14 protein-coding genes (1 of these 14 only partly in view) are annotated in these 13,802 nt (G+C 40.3%); 13 read left to right on the top strand and 1 reads right to left on the bottom strand.

Features of this window, described 5'->3' with window-relative positions; translation table 11 throughout:
• From IGI82_RS10095 to IGI82_RS10080, 4 genes are all read left to right on the top strand, one after another.
• A protein-coding gene (locus tag IGI82_RS10095) for a hypothetical protein (RefSeq protein ID WP_005226241.1) crosses the window boundary here: on the top strand, nucleotides 1–356 show its 3' portion. The gene continues 556 nt to the left of window position 1, outside the view; 356 of the gene's 912 nt are visible here — the last part of the coding sequence; the start codon falls outside the window, past its left edge; it ends in the stop codon at nucleotides 354–356.
• Complete coding sequence (locus IGI82_RS10090; protein WP_060793107.1) at nucleotides 328–1,389, top strand: hypothetical protein; 1,062 nt, start codon at nucleotides 328–330, stop codon at nucleotides 1,387–1,389. The genes IGI82_RS10095 and IGI82_RS10090 overlap by 29 nt, the downstream gene beginning before the upstream one ends.
• 71 nt (nucleotides 1,390–1,460) lie before the next feature.
• Entirely contained in the window at nucleotides 1,461–2,468 is a 1,008-nt protein-coding gene (locus tag IGI82_RS10085) for a zinc-binding alcohol dehydrogenase family protein (RefSeq protein WP_034695642.1), read from the top strand.
• Complete coding sequence (locus IGI82_RS10080) at nucleotides 2,469–3,182, top strand: methyltransferase domain-containing protein (protein ID WP_438842152.1); 714 nt, start codon at nucleotides 2,469–2,471, stop codon at nucleotides 3,180–3,182.
• Nucleotides 3,183–3,314: 132 nt separating this feature from the next.
• On the opposite strand, the gene IGI82_RS10075 is transcribed toward IGI82_RS10080, so the two are convergent.
• Nucleotides 3,315–4,418 carry an SLC13 family permease gene (locus IGI82_RS10075; RefSeq protein WP_087627567.1) on the bottom strand — a complete coding sequence of 368 codons (1,104 nt, stop codon included), beginning with the start codon at nucleotides 4,416–4,418 and terminating at the stop codon, nucleotides 3,315–3,317.
• Nucleotides 4,419–4,580: 162 nt separating this feature from the next.
• Here IGI82_RS10075 and IGI82_RS10070 point away from each other — a divergent pair, with 162 nt between their 5' ends.
• From IGI82_RS10070 to IGI82_RS10030, 9 genes are all read left to right on the top strand, one after another.
• Entirely contained in the window at nucleotides 4,581–6,050 is a 1,470-nt protein-coding gene (locus tag IGI82_RS10070; RefSeq protein WP_010748448.1) for a helix-turn-helix domain-containing protein, read from the top strand.
• Nucleotides 6,047–7,411, top strand: a complete 1,365-nt coding sequence (locus IGI82_RS10065) for an FAD-dependent oxidoreductase (protein ID WP_438842151.1) — start codon at nucleotides 6,047–6,049, stop codon at nucleotides 7,409–7,411. The genes IGI82_RS10070 and IGI82_RS10065 overlap by 4 nt, the downstream gene beginning before the upstream one ends.
• A 639-nt stretch (nucleotides 7,412–8,050) precedes the next feature.
• Entirely contained in the window at nucleotides 8,051–9,001 is a 951-nt protein-coding gene (locus IGI82_RS10060; RefSeq protein WP_074933634.1) for an ABC transporter permease, read from the top strand.
• Entirely contained in the window at nucleotides 8,998–9,942 is a 945-nt protein-coding gene (locus IGI82_RS10055; protein WP_005236195.1) for an iron chelate uptake ABC transporter family permease subunit, read from the top strand. The genes IGI82_RS10060 and IGI82_RS10055 overlap by 4 nt, the downstream gene beginning before the upstream one ends.
• Complete coding sequence (locus IGI82_RS10050; RefSeq protein WP_438842150.1) at nucleotides 9,939–10,697, top strand: iron ABC transporter ATP-binding protein; 759 nt, start codon at nucleotides 9,939–9,941, stop codon at nucleotides 10,695–10,697. Before IGI82_RS10055 ends, IGI82_RS10050 begins: the two co-directional genes overlap by 4 nt.
• Nucleotides 10,698–10,721: 24 nt before the next feature.
• Nucleotides 10,722–11,693: a siderophore ABC transporter substrate-binding protein gene (locus IGI82_RS10045; RefSeq protein ID WP_010748446.1), complete on the top strand. Its 972-nt coding sequence runs from the start codon at nucleotides 10,722–10,724 to the stop codon at nucleotides 11,691–11,693.
• A gap of 189 nt (nucleotides 11,694–11,882) precedes the next feature.
• On the top strand, nucleotides 11,883–12,215 hold the full coding sequence (locus IGI82_RS10040; RefSeq protein WP_005226229.1) for a PadR family transcriptional regulator: 333 nt from the start codon (nucleotides 11,883–11,885) through the stop codon (nucleotides 12,213–12,215).
• Nucleotides 12,212–13,171, top strand: coding sequence for a permease prefix domain 1-containing protein (locus IGI82_RS10035; RefSeq protein WP_005226228.1), 960 nt, complete (start codon nucleotides 12,212–12,214; stop codon nucleotides 13,169–13,171). The genes IGI82_RS10040 and IGI82_RS10035 overlap by 4 nt, the downstream gene beginning before the upstream one ends.
• 152 nt (nucleotides 13,172–13,323) lie before the next feature.
• Nucleotides 13,324–13,527: a hypothetical protein gene (locus IGI82_RS10030; RefSeq protein ID WP_010748444.1), complete on the top strand. Its 204-nt coding sequence runs from the start codon at nucleotides 13,324–13,326 to the stop codon at nucleotides 13,525–13,527.
• Nucleotides 13,528–13,802: the final 275 nt, after the last annotated feature.

Genomic DNA, 13,802 nt, shown 5'->3' with positions numbered 1-13,802 from the left:
ATAAGCTTACGGCATCTGTAAATGAATTGAGTGAGTCAAAGGGCTTTTTCAATCGGACAAAAATCGATGAAGAACTAGAGCAGTTGACTTCTGAGCGAAAAGCATTAGAAGCCAAACGTCGGGAATGGGAAAGATATTCAAATAATGACGAAGAGGTTTTTGCTGAAAAAGAGCGTCTGCAACAGCAATACCAAACATTGCGCTTAAAGAAAGCAATCGTGGAAAAAGAATTCCGTCAAATTGATACCTTTTTTGGATCATTTGATGAATTTACGGCAAAAATAATGGCTTTCTTAGCTCACTATACTGGAAAGGAGCTGACTGAAGTTGACGAAAGAAACGCAGACGAATCCTGAGGAATCACAGCTGCTGGAGCAGGAACCGACTCTAGAGGTCCAAACAGAAGGGGCTAATGAAGTCGAGGAAAACGTATCAACAAATGCGACGGACTTAGTGAATGACGGTCCTTTAGTAGAAGATAGTGGAAATGTAGTGGATGATTCTTTTGATTCAGCAAAAGAAGAAACTGACTACGAAGATGATTATTATGCTGTAAAAGCGCAAGATCACCAACGAATCGAATCGCTTATTGAGCAAGCCGAAAACGAACTAGCTGATTTAAAATTGAGAAAATCAATTATGGAAGCTGATTTTTCTGGATTGCTTGCTCATTACCGCCAGTTGATTTTAACAGATCAAGATATTTCGGTGATCGCCAAAAAGACATTGCTTGAATACTATGCCTATGAATTCTTGAAACCATTAAAAACGATTCATTTAACTGCTACTGATAACTATGACACATGGAAGACAAAGCATTTCAATGTCCGTTTTCGTTTAACAGAAACAAAGGAGCTCGAGTTTAGTTTCAAACTTAATCCAGTCAATTCTACGTATCAATCTAATTATTTGCCATTGTTGACTATCAATTCAAACTCCCAGTCGGTGGTTGTCAATGATGAACAGATTTTGCATTTAATCAGTCAATGGCATGCGGAGAATATTTTCTCGGTCAATCAGCTTTCGCTCTTTAATTATGATGTCAACTTGGTATTGGCGCATTTAAAAGAATTAGGCTTTACGGTTTCACCAAGCTTGATCGACAATACCCAAACATTGGCTGTCGATATGGAGACGGACTTTGCTGTTGCAGCAGAAGTTCTCGATCAAATTTTCATTATTACAATGGAGAATCAGCAATATGATTTTATCACAGAAAACAAAGGCGAAATTCTTGTTTTACTTGATAAAAATCAACGATTGACGATCCATTTGTATACAGAGTCCACTTTACTAACGATTGATTCAGATCAATGGAAGCGATCCTTATTAGATTTCTTCACAAGCTATCCATTTTTGGTTCCGCTTGTCGTGGAAGGTGAAGAATAAATGTTCTAAATTCATTAAAAGTGCTAGAATGGTTTTTATAACTATTCAGCACTTTTTTTGGAAGGAGCAGTATGATGAAAAACAAAGCACTAGGTTTTTATGAAGGACGATCTTTAGATGAGTCAAATGTATTTATTGAAAAGGAAATTCCGATACCCAATTGCCAAGCAAATGATTTATTGGTGGAAGTACAGGCAGTTTCGGTCAATCCAATCGATACAAAAAGACGGCAGATGACTGCTTTAAGTGAAGCGTTCCAGATCCAAGGGTATGACGCCGTTGGGATCGTTAAAGAAATCGGCTCAGCAGTTAATGGCTTTGCCGTTGGTGATCGGGTGTTTTATGCTGGAACCACACAACGACCTGGTGCGAATCAAAGGTTCCAAACAGTTGATTCTCGGATCGCAGCAAAGGCACCAGCCGGCTTTTCTGATGGCGATCTTGCAGCTATGCCATTAACGAGTATTACAGCGTGGGAATTGCTTTTTGAAAAATTTGGGTACGTGCCTGAAGAAAACGCGAATGAAGGATCGATTTTATTGGTCAATGCCAGCGGTGGTGTTGGCTCAATTGCGGCGCAACTAGCAAAATGGGCAGGATTGACAGTCTATGGCACTGCGAGTCCTAAGAACGATCAGTGGCTTAAAAACAATCAAGTGGATCAAGTACTTAATCATCGCTTGCCGTTAGCTGAACAAATCACTGAGCCTTTTTCAGCCGTTGCAATTTTTTATGACGCCTCGGCCTATTTGCCACAATTAACGAAAGCAATCTTGCCGTTTGGCAAAGTCGGAATGATCGTGAATACGAAAGAAGCGCTAGATTTAAATCCATATAAAAACCTCGGCATCGATTTTTATTGGGAGTATATGTTCGCAAAAACAGATGCTCAGTTGATGATTGAAACACAAGGGAGCATTTTGCAACGGATCGCCTCGTTACTCGCTGACAAAAAGATCCATACGACTGCGGTCCAAACGTTTGATGGAGGAATTACCATCGAGACCTTAAAGCTCGCTACAAAAGCGGTTGAGCAAGGAACAAAAGGAAAGACAGTGATCACTGGAGGCGTCCGCTAGATGGAAGAAGAGGAAGCGATGCTGTTTTGGGAGGAATTTGCCCAAGAATATGCACAGATTCAAAGAGAATCCCAATTGAAAATTGCCGAAGAGGTAGCAGCTTTTTTGGTGGAGCAGAAAGTGTTCCCGATATCGGCCTTCGTTGACTTTGCTGCGGGGACTGGCCGCTACATTTCAGCATTTTATCCTTATGTAGATGAGTATTACGCAATTGATTTTTCAAAAGAAATGTTAAAAATCATTGAAGAAACGACGGAAGATCCGATGAACAAGCTCCATCTGGTTCAGCAGAGCCAAAAAGACTTTTTATCTGCAGACCAGCACTGGCCCTGTATTTTTATGGCAATGAATCCAGCAGTCAGAGACAAAGAAGCATTGCTTCAGTTTCAAAAAAAGGCCCATCAATTGATTATTCTAAGAATGATCGCAGAAGAAGAAAACGTGTTTCAGCCTTATGAAAAAAATCTTTCAGCGAAGAATGACCTGAACTTAAACACTTGGTACAAGAAGTGGTTTTCAGAAGAAGCGATCGATTGGCAGAGTCGGCAATTCGAGTATATTTTGAAGGAAGAGATCGATCAAGAAATATTTCATCTTTATTTTGAGGAGGAGTATTCATTGGAACAACGGCAACAAATGGTTCAACATGTCTTTGGTGAGGCATTGACTGTCGAAAGCCAAACGAAAATCACCTTTGAGCTTCTCTTAGCCTAAGTAAAATCACACAATGGGTATCGAAAAAACGAGATTCTGACATAAGATCAAGAAACAGGTACAGGAGCTAGGCTTCTTTTGGCTGCTGACTGGAAACATCTTATGCTGGAATCTCGTTTTACAGTGAATTTGCTACAATAGAAGGTATACGATGCTGCCTAATAACAGTAAAAAAATGATGTTGACGATAAAAAACAGCTTTTGAAACGTTCTCGCTTCTTTTGGTCTGGCTTGTTTCAATAATTTGTACCCAATCAAATTCGCCAAAGAAGCAATCAATGTACCCAAACCACCAACATTGACGCCCAAAAGAACGGCTTTTTCTAAATCGGTAAAAGGAGCAATCAAAATTGCTGCTGGAACGTTAGATATTCCTTGGGAGAGTAAAATACTACCTAAAAAAGCGCGATGCGTTTCTTGAAAATACGGTCGAATGTGATCGGTGACCAGAGATAGGTCTTGAATATTCCCGACGATCAAGAAGAAGCAGAGAAAGGTAAGTAGTAATCGATAATCAACTTTTGCAAATAATCGTTTATTACTAAACCAAACCACGGCTGCGACGACAAGCACGGCGATTGAAATAGGGAGAACACTAAAAATACCAAGAATCATAAGAACAAATAATCCTGAATTAAGCAGCGCTGGCTTTTTTTCAAAGGGTTCTTCTTGCAGGGCGATTTCCAATGGAGTCTTTGGGATGAGCTGGATCGAAACAAGGAGTAATAGTAATGAAAGTCCCACAAAGGTGCCAGTAGTCCACATGAATTGTGGCAGCGAAATCTGATAGTAAGAAAATAAAAATAGATTTTGCGGATTTCCAAATGGAAACAGGCTGCTTCCTAAATTGGCTGCTACGATCAAATAGACAGCGCCTAATAAGACACTGGTGTGCTGTTGTTCTTTCCTCGTTAAGAGTAAATAGATGGGCAATAAAGTTAAGATAGCCACGTCATTTGTTAAAAACATCGAACTGAAGAAGCTTAGCAAGACGCTTGCGCGGATCAAGTCACGCAGATTGCGACTTTTTTCCACTAATTTTTGTCCAAATGCTCGTAAAAGACCAGCTTCTTCTAACCCATTGATTACTAACATTAATCCAAACAGTGATAAAATCACTTTAAAGTCAATAAACGACCAACGGAAGGTGCCGAAAAAACACGCAATAAGTGCTAGTAGCAGGGAAATCGAAAATAATCGATCCGTTCGAAAAAATGCTAACATTCGTTTTCCCATAGTTCACCACCTTTCTTCTCAAGAATTTTACCATTCCTATGCTTTAGGAACAATAAATAACGCTTTTTCCATCGAACTCAAAGTCATTCAGGCAATTTTTATAGTTGACAAACGACTCATTAATTGGGAAATTAGTATGTGAAAGGTGAAGGAGGTTCAAGAATGAATGTGATGCAGCTGCTTGAAAAAAATCAGCAGGTACATTTTCAAATTTTGGCTGTTTTTTTTCAGAATGGCTCAGAAGTCTCTTATAAAAAACTTGCAAAAACGTTATCCATTTCCGCGCCCACTTTGCAAAAAGAACTTCAAAATCTTCATCAAAATTTAGCTGCTTTCCATGAAGACGCAGCTTTGATCTATTCAGAAAATGATCAAGTGCAATTGGTATTGCCTCTTGATTTTTCCCTGAAGCAATTTTTTTATGCGTATCTTTCAGAAGCAATCGATTTTCAGATATTGTCGTATTTGTTTTTTCATCGAGATGAGTCAACGACGAAAATGATGTTAGAACTGATGTTGAGTGAAGCTTCATTGTTTCGTCGATTCAAAGCGATCAATCAGTTATTGAAAGAATTCGACATCCAATTAAAAAATAAAAAATTGATTGGGGATGAAAAACAGATTCGCTTTTTCTATTATCAGTTTTTTTCACAAAGTTATCCCAATGAAGAATTGATCGCTCGCTTGAATGCACCAGCCATCAACAATTTGATTCGAGTCATTGAAAAACAGTTGCAGACAACGTTTAGTCAAGCAGAGCGTTGGAAAGTCGGGCTTTGGTTAGGCATTATGGAAGCCCGTTTTGATTATCGCGGCTCGCAACAGCATGAAGCCTCGTATCCATTGTTGAAGTCATTGGAAAATGAAGCGATGTTCCAGCTTTTGCGGAATATATTAGGGCGCTATCTCAGTCGTTTTGCCGTATCCTGGAGCGATTATGAAACGGTATATTTCTATTTATTTTTATTAGCTGAAGGCTTGATTCGCCCTTCACTGGATGACTCCTTGCAAAAATCACTTTTCTTCCAAGAGATCGATGCGTTAAATGGGGAGCTGCTGCAGGCCATTGGTGATAGTGAAAGAAAGACTACAGAAACTTCTACGGAATTACGCGTCTTCTTGACGAGTGTGACGATCCAAGCGTTGTATATTCATGGCGGCATTATTGCCTTTGCTGAATTTCAGCCGCAAAGTGTTGCGAATGAGAGCTTGATCGAAGTGGCACAGCAAGCAATCGAACAGTTGGAGAAAAACGTAAACCAGTCCTTTTCTCTTGAGAAAAAGCAGCATTTGACCAATGAATTGCTTTTGATCCGTCAATGGATTCAAGTAAAACAGGAAAAAGCATTTACGGTAGGGATTTTACTGACTCAATCACGATTACGCAGTGGCTTTTTACGGCGCTTTTTGATCAAAGAATTGGCTGGCTATCCGAATATTCACTTCGATGGGACGAAGGAGAAGGACTATGATCTATTGATCGTTGATCATTCTGAGATCTCGGAAGGCTATCGTTATAAAAAACGATTGATTTTAACAGGTGGTGCAACCCCATTTGAAGAAGAGCGGCTTCATCAAATCGTGGATGAAATACGAAATGAGAACCTTGAAAGCGAGTTGGAAAAGATATGAGAATAGTGATTATTGGAGGCTCTCATGCAGGAATTGCTGCTGCCCGTCATTTAAAAAAAGTTGACCCAAAAGTCGATGTGATAATTATAGAAAAATCAAGCGTTCTTGGTTATGTTGCCAGCAGTTTGAATTTAGTACTGGAAGGTTACATTCAGCGTTTGGAAGATTCCAAAACGGCAACTGCCAGTGAACTTCTTTCAGAAGGAATCAATGTGATGCTAAACAGTGAAGTCACAAAAATCTTTCCGCAAGAACGAACGGTTCATTTTGTCACATCAACGGAATCTTATCAGCAAGAAGATGAAGTGAGTTATGATGGCTTGATTTTGGCGATGGGATCGAGTACTTTCCGTTCGGAGTTTGCCTTAGATGTCGAAGCACATATAACGACCTATAAAACCATTGGTCAATCAAAGCAAGCATTAGAAAAAATCGAGAATGCCCAAACCGTTGCGATCGTCGGCGCTGGTCTGATCGGGTTTGAATTAGCGGAATCTTTAAGCGGACAACAAAAAGCCGTTCATTTGATCGATCGCATGGATACGCTGTTGTTCCGTTATTTTGATCATGAAATTGCCAAAATTTTGATGGAACGCTTTCCTAAAAATTTGCAGATCTATCTTAACAGCAATGTCGCTCATACGATCAAAAATGAGAAAGGCGATTATCAAGGAATTGAGCTGTCAAATGGAACGAAAATTCAAGCTGACGTGGTCGTTTATGCTGTCAATCCACGTCCAAATGTTGCGCTAGTAGAAGATTTTCTGAAATTAAATCTGGATGGCACGGTATCGACAAATGAGTATTTGCAAACGTCTGACCCAGCGATTTATGCAATTGGGGATCTTGTTTCGATCCCATTTAATCATTCGGATAGCTCCTTGTATATTCCTTTAGTAACAAATGCTTACCGCACCGGGATCGTTGCTGCCACCAATTTATTGGCAAATGAACGGGGAACAACGAAAATTCCTTTTCCAAAAATGCAACGGACCGTCGTCAGTAAATTGTTTGGCTATTTCGTCAGCAGTTCAGGTATTAATGAGACCGAGGCACCGTATTACGGCTTTGAAGTAGATTCAGTGACGCAAACATTTCATTCTCGGACATTTTTCGCGACAGATGAGGATTTTGAAGTAACGTTAAAACTGATTTTTGATCAGCAAACGAAAGTGATCATGGGGGGACAAATCATTACGAGTGATCGTGGAAGTTTGGAGATCATCAATACGATCTCAACCTTGATCAATAGCAAGACGACCTTGCACCAATTAGCAACAATGGATTACTTTTTCAATCCAACCATCTCATTTCCACTGCACTTTTTGAATCAATTGGCCCTTGATGGCTTGTTAAAGTAAAATAGTAAGTCTTGATAAACCTGCGATGATCGCAGGTTTATTTTTGTGAATTGACGTTAATCGGGAGAAAATAGCGATTGCGCCCATGAAAGGTATCGCGTATTAAAACCAGGTGGGGTTCTGCTGAACTTTGATGCCGACTGGTATCGCTATCTTTTTGATGAAGAAACCCGTAAAAAATATGACGACGCTCGTTTTATGACTGAACGATTTTTGGTAATTGATTGTTATCGGTAGACGAATGTTCCTTGTATGGACACGTTAGCTCATCAGTACCCTTTATCTGAAAAGTTACCCCCAGCTTGGGATGAGCATGTGTTAACTACACAGGGGTTTCAACAGATTGAAACGATTGAACGTGTAAATGATTTGTTATTGAATGAAACTCAGAAGTTGAATCTAGCCTTCTCAAGTATTTATTTGATTAAAGCGATTAAACAGACTTCATTGATAAAAAAGACGTGCTCGCAGTCTTTTATAAGAGAAAAATATCACATAATCCCTTGCCTTCGCAGATTCGTTTTCACTGAAATTGCGTTGGTAAAGGGATTTTTTTTAAAAACTTCTTGTGATTTTAAGTGAAATACGTTACCCTATTAAAGAGAGTGAGAATCATTCTCAATAAGGAGGGGGCGGGGCATGTTGAAAAAAATCGGATTACTGCTGATCTTGATTCTTCTTGTGGGTTGTTCGTTACTGGTAGGTACCCATGAATTATCATTAAGTGGTTTACAGCAGGGTGATCCGAATCATTGGCTTGTTTTGGTAAAAGTTAGGCTCCCACGGACGATCAGTTTGATCATTGCAGGTGGAATCATTAGTTTATGTGGGAAAATCATGCAGCATATGATGCAAAATAAATTTGTGGCATCAGAGTCGATCGGGTTATCTGATAGTGCTCGTTTAGGAATTTTGCTAGTCATGCTTTTTCTGCCAAATGCTTCTAACTTGATTCGGACAACCGCAGCATTTGTGTTTGCTTATGCAGGTGTTTTGTTCTTTTTATTTTTAAGCCAATTTCTACCAAAGAAAGATCCAATGATGCTCCCTTTGACCGGGGTGATGTTCGGTAATATCATCGGTGCCATTAGCAGCTTCTTGGCCTACCGTTTCCAATTGGTTCAAAATGTCTCTTCTTGGCTACAAGGAAATTTCGCTACCATTATGGCTGGCCAGTATGAACTTTTGTATTTGACGATTCCAGTATTCGGTCTGTTGTATTTCCTAGCTTATGAGATCACGATTGCTGGTTTAGGAGAAAGTGCCGCCAAGAGTCTGGGGATCAATTATCTGTATTTACGCTTTGCTGTGTTCGCTCTGGTGGCGTTTGCCAGTAGTGTCGTTTTATTGACCGTTGGACAAATCCCTTTTCTGGGGATCGTTATCCCAAATATGATCGGCATGGTCTTTGGGGATCATTTGAAGAATAATCTACTGTTGATCAGCTTTGCTGGAAGTGCATTTTTACTTTTATGTGATGTATTGGCACGCATCGTGATTGCTCCGTATGAGATGCCCGTAAGTGTGGTTGCCGGTGTACTAGGTGGTTGCTGCTTCTTGATTTTGCTGCTGGGGAGGAAGTTTCAATGAAGAAAAAACTCTTTCTTTTGTTCTTTCTGATCCTTTGTGCCGCTACTGCCTATCTGACCTATAACACCTATGGTAATTGGTCATTTGCTTTTGCATTGCGGGGCCGTCGGATCTTCGCCTTTGCTCTGGTGGCGATCGCAATTTCCTTTAGTACGATCACCTTACAGACTGTTACGAGCAATCGCTATTTAACACCAGGAATCTTAGGCTTGGATCAACTATATGTCCTGGTTCAGACCCTGTGTTTCTTTTTTATCGGCGGGATCCAGATGCTAAGCCAAGAAACAGCAGCGATGTTTTTATTCTCTGTCAGTCTGACTGCCATTCTAGGAAGTTTATTGATCGGTTTTTTCTATCAAAAAGCCGTCAACGGATTGTTTTTGTTGTTGATGGCTGGAATGGTATGCGGCACGATGTTCAGTAGTCTGAGCACGTTTTTGCAAGTCTTGATGGACCCGAATGAATATGATTTACTGCAAGGACGCTTATTTGCTAGCTTTGGCAATATCAATACGCAACATCTCTTAATTGCTGCTGTGATCATTTTGATCGGTAGTAGCTGCCTGATTCTGTTGATTCCAGAATTGAATCTATTACATTTAGGAAGCGGGCAAGCCAAAAGTCTAGGCGTTCCTGTTCAATGGCTTCATAGAGGTATTTTATTTTTGATTGCGCTTCTGACAGGTACCGCTACGGCACTCGTAGGTCCAGCTGTTTTTCTCGGCTTTGTAGTGGCAACGATCACCTATCAGCTTTTTCCCACCTATCGCCATGGGTGGTTGTTTGCGGGTGGCAGCCTGATTGGTTTTCTCCTGTTAGTAGGAGGGCAGTTCTTAGTGGAACAAGTGTTTCAATGGCAAACGACCATTGGTACGGTGATTCAATTATTAGGTGGCGTCTTCTTTATAAGCAAATTGCTGCTGGAAAGGAAAAAATCATGATCGAAACAAAAAACGTATCCAAAAATTATGTGAAAACACAGGTGTTGACCGAGTGTTCTTTAGCATTACCTGAGCAGAAAATGATTGCCTTTATCGGGCCAAATGGTGCGGGAAAAAGCACCTTACTCTCCTTGGTCAGTCGGATGCTGGACCAGAGAACTGGTGATATTTATTTAGATGGAACTGAGATTCGCCAATGGAAATCCAAAGAGCTAGCCAAAAAAATGGCTTTTTTGCAACAAAGCAATCGCTATGCAGTCAATCTGACTGTAAGAGAACTGGTGGCATTTGGTCGCTATCCGTATAACCGCGGGCGACAATCGGCAGCGGATGATAGGATCATTGATGATTCTTTGGCTAAGCTATCCATTACCGAATACGCCGATCAATCGATTCATGAGCTTTCTGGTGGTCAGCTACAACGAGTTTACTTGGCGATGATCTTGGCTCAAGATACAGATTATCTGCTGTTGGACGAACCGTTAAACAATCTAGATTTGAAGCACGCCAACCAGCTGATGAAGCTATTGACCACCTTGGTGGAAGACTATCAAAAAACCGTTGTGATCGTCTTGCACGACATTAATTTTGCCGCTCGCTACGCCGATCACATCGTTGCCATGAAAGACGGTCAGATTTTTAAAGCGGCCGACACTGAGGCTGTGATCCAGGAGCAAGTGTTGGCATCGTTATATGAGATTCCAATCAAACTGGTACAAGTGGATGGTCGGCAATTTTGCTATACCTTCCAATAAAATGTATTTCTAAGGAGGAAAAAAATGAAAAAAATTGTAGTAAGCTTTATGAGTATTTTCGTATTAGCGGGGTTGACCGCATGCGGATCAAATAATACTGGTACAATCGAATCGACAGGGACACAGCAAAGCCAAACTGCTCAGAGTGAACAGACACCGACAGAGGTTGAAATCACCGATAGCAATGGAACCGTTACTGTTCCTTATGCACCAGAAAAAGTGGTGGTTTTTGACAATAGCGCCTTAGACACGATGGATGCGCTTGGCCTTGGGGATCGAATCGTTGCTGCTGCGACCAGCAATTTACCAGATTATTTATCAGCGTATGCAGATGTTGAATCAGCAGGGGGAATCAAAGAGCCTGATTTAGAAAAAATCAATCAACTGCAGCCAGACCTAATCATTATTTCTGGGCGACAACGTGATTTCCAAGAGGAATTGTCTGCAATCGCGCCAACCGTTTTCTTAAGCGTTGACAATAGTGATACTTGGGCATCGATCGAAGCCAACATTACGACCATTGGTCAAATTTTTGGTAAGGAAGAGGAAGCGCAAGAACAACTAGCATCGTTACAAGGTCAGATCGATACCTTGAAGGAGCAAGCGCAAAATGCTGACGAGAAAGCCTTGGTTGTTATGGTAAATGAAGGCAATCTTTCTGCTTTTGGGCCAGGTTCTCGTTACAGTATCTTGTATGATACGTTTGGTTTCCCTGCAGTAGATGAGGATTTAGAGGCGTCGACACATGGACAAAGTATTTCTTATGAGTACTTGCTTGAAAAAAATCCTGATATCATTTTCGTGATCGACCGGACAAAAGCGATCGGCGGCAATGAAAGTGAAAGTGAATTTGTTGCAAATGAAATCGTCCAAGAAACAAATGCTGGGCAAAACGATCAAGTCATTGAATTGGATGCTGCGGTTTGGTATTTAGCAGGTTCAGGCTTGGAGTCGATCCAACTAATGATGGACGATGTCAAACCAGCCGTTGAATAAATAGGTGAGAAAAGCAATCAAGTAATTAGGACACGCGTATCAGTTTACTGAGAATGCGTGTCCCTTTTTATTTTCCTATTTTCTAAGACCTACGACTGATTTTTGATAACTTTCCCTGCTTTACTTTACCTGTCGTAGTAATTGTTTTATAATTAGTACGACAGATGAAGTAATTTAGGAGGCGATTGCGTGATCTCGAGTGACGGAATTCGCGGCTATAACGACGCAATCATTTTATCCATTCTTTCCAATGAAGATTCTTATGGATATGAAATATCCAAGCGTATTCGCGAAGGAACAGATGCTTTATATGTGATCAAAGAAACGACGTTGTATTCCGCTTTTACTCGGTTAGAAAAACAAGGATTGATCCGCTCATATCCTGGAGAAGTGACGCATGGCAAAAAGCGGACGTATTACCAGATAACTGCAGACGGAAGAGCAAGCCTTACGGAGAAACTATTGGAGTGGCAGCAGACAAAGATCGTCGTTGACCAGTTCTTACAAGGAGGAGACAAATGAAAACCATTCATGACTATCTAGACAGCTTATTTTTATCAGTACCCATCACACCGGAAACCAAAAAGGCGAAAGAAGACCTCTTAGCGATTATGGAAGACCACTACTTAGAATTGATTCACCAAGGGAAAAGCGAGCATGAAGCCATCGGTGCAGTAATCAGTGAGTTTGGTTCCGTAGATGAGCTGTTGCAAGAGTTAAATGTTTCAAAAGAAGAAGCGCCGATTGATGATTGGTCCGATGCCATCACAGAAGACGATGCGTTTGATTATTGGGGAACTGTGCGACACTTTGCTTTCTCGTTATCTATAGGAATCGGTTTTTGTATCGCATCCCTAGCAGCCTTGATGCTCTTTGTTAGTATATATGCTGAGACCTTTGGAATAATGGTGATGTTTCTTTTTATCGCCATCGGGGTCGGTTTTATTATCTCTAGCAGTTTGCACTTTTCCGGTGCTCGTAAACAGTTGGATGATCGTCCAATAAAAAGGGATGCCAAACGAGAAGCCGCTCAGCAACTCGCAAATTATGAAAAAAGTTTTCGTATTGGTCTTGTTTTAGGAATTGGTGCCTGTATTTTATCAATTGCGCCAGTACTTTTAAGTGAATTGTTTTATTATTCTGTTGAATTTGGGATTTCCTTGTTTTTCTTGACGGTTGCAGCAGGTGTGTTCTTTATTATTTATGTAAGTATTATCCGTACAGGCTTTGCGAAGCTGGCAACTGAGACGTATTTTATTCGCGACGAAGACCATCCGGGGGATCGAGCAACACGTCATAAATATGGCGAATCCGCTGGTAGAGTTACCTTTTTTCGAACAGTCTACTGGCCAGTGATTTTGGTCGTTTACATGCTTTGGTCCTTCATGTTTCATGCATGGGCTTACTCTTGGGTCATTTTTGTTATTGGTGGTGTCTTAGAGGACTACTTTATCGGACATACGAAAGCAAAAAAATAAGAGACACTTCAATCGAGAGTGCTTTCTTTACTTTTAAAAAAAGGAAGATTATAATACGCCTTGTAACTGAACCAATCAAAAAAGAACAGCGAGAAATATGGTTCTCTCAATGCTTTTTAAAAGTTCAGAATACAAGAAAAGAGGCAATGAATATGTTAGAAATTCATTATCTGAAAAATGGCAGCAAAGAAATAGCAACAGTCGAATCTCCGGAGCGCTTTCTCGCAAGTCAATACTTGGAAGTTCCACCTTTTCAAGACCATTACCCAGTCGAAGAAGTTTTTTTAGACGGTAAGCGGATTACATTGAGGGATCGAACGATCAGTGGATTGTTCAACTATTTAAATACTAAATAAAAAATTGCCTTTTTCTATGGCTCACTTTACTTGGTGAGGAATCATAGGAAGAGGCAATCTTTTTTATTTAATTGAGAATGAGAGGTGTAATTGAGAATCTAACAAGTAGGGAATTAAAATGGAAACGATTAGTCAAACTTACAACTATACTCTATTTGTATTGGATAGGAAATAAATATGCTCATTTCTGAGGAGGATAACATTTTTTTTGACTATTTCTGAATAAACTATTGCTTTTTATAGTTAGATATACTAATAATTAATAGAGATTATTC

It is taken from the genome of Enterococcus sp. AZ067, from assembly GCF_051715005.1.
Taxonomy (GTDB): domain Bacteria; phylum Bacillota; class Bacilli; order Lactobacillales; family Enterococcaceae; genus Enterococcus_D; species Enterococcus_D casseliflavus.
Note: the sequence above shows the minus strand (reverse complement) of the source record. Positions and strands in the feature narration are given on the sequence as shown.

Excerpts from the sequence above, each read along its gene's own strand:
- IGI82_RS10085 (WP_034695642.1), top strand. The coding sequence starts at position 1,461 with ATGATGAAAAACAAAGCACTAGGTTTTTATGAAGGACGATCTTTAGAT.
- IGI82_RS10080 (WP_438842152.1), top strand. The coding sequence starts at position 2,469 with ATGGAAGAAGAGGAAGCGATGCTGTTTTGGGAGGAATTTGCCCAAGAA.
- IGI82_RS10075 (WP_087627567.1), bottom strand. The coding sequence starts at position 4,418 with ATGGGAAAACGAATGTTAGCATTTTTTCGAACGGATCGATTATTTTCG.
- IGI82_RS10070 (WP_010748448.1), top strand. The coding sequence starts at position 4,581 with ATGAATGTGATGCAGCTGCTTGAAAAAAATCAGCAGGTACATTTTCAA.
- IGI82_RS10065 (WP_438842151.1), top strand. The coding sequence starts at position 6,047 with ATGAGAATAGTGATTATTGGAGGCTCTCATGCAGGAATTGCTGCTGCC.
- IGI82_RS10060 (WP_074933634.1), top strand. The coding sequence starts at position 8,051 with ATGTTGAAAAAAATCGGATTACTGCTGATCTTGATTCTTCTTGTGGGT.
- IGI82_RS10055 (WP_005236195.1), top strand. The coding sequence starts at position 8,998 with ATGAAGAAAAAACTCTTTCTTTTGTTCTTTCTGATCCTTTGTGCCGCT.
- IGI82_RS10050 (WP_438842150.1), top strand. The coding sequence starts at position 9,939 with ATGATCGAAACAAAAAACGTATCCAAAAATTATGTGAAAACACAGGTG.
- IGI82_RS10045 (WP_010748446.1), top strand. The coding sequence starts at position 10,722 with ATGAAAAAAATTGTAGTAAGCTTTATGAGTATTTTCGTATTAGCGGGG.
- IGI82_RS10035 (WP_005226228.1), top strand. The coding sequence starts at position 12,212 with ATGAAAACCATTCATGACTATCTAGACAGCTTATTTTTATCAGTACCC.
- IGI82_RS10030 (WP_010748444.1), top strand. The coding sequence starts at position 13,324 with ATGTTAGAAATTCATTATCTGAAAAATGGCAGCAAAGAAATAGCAACA.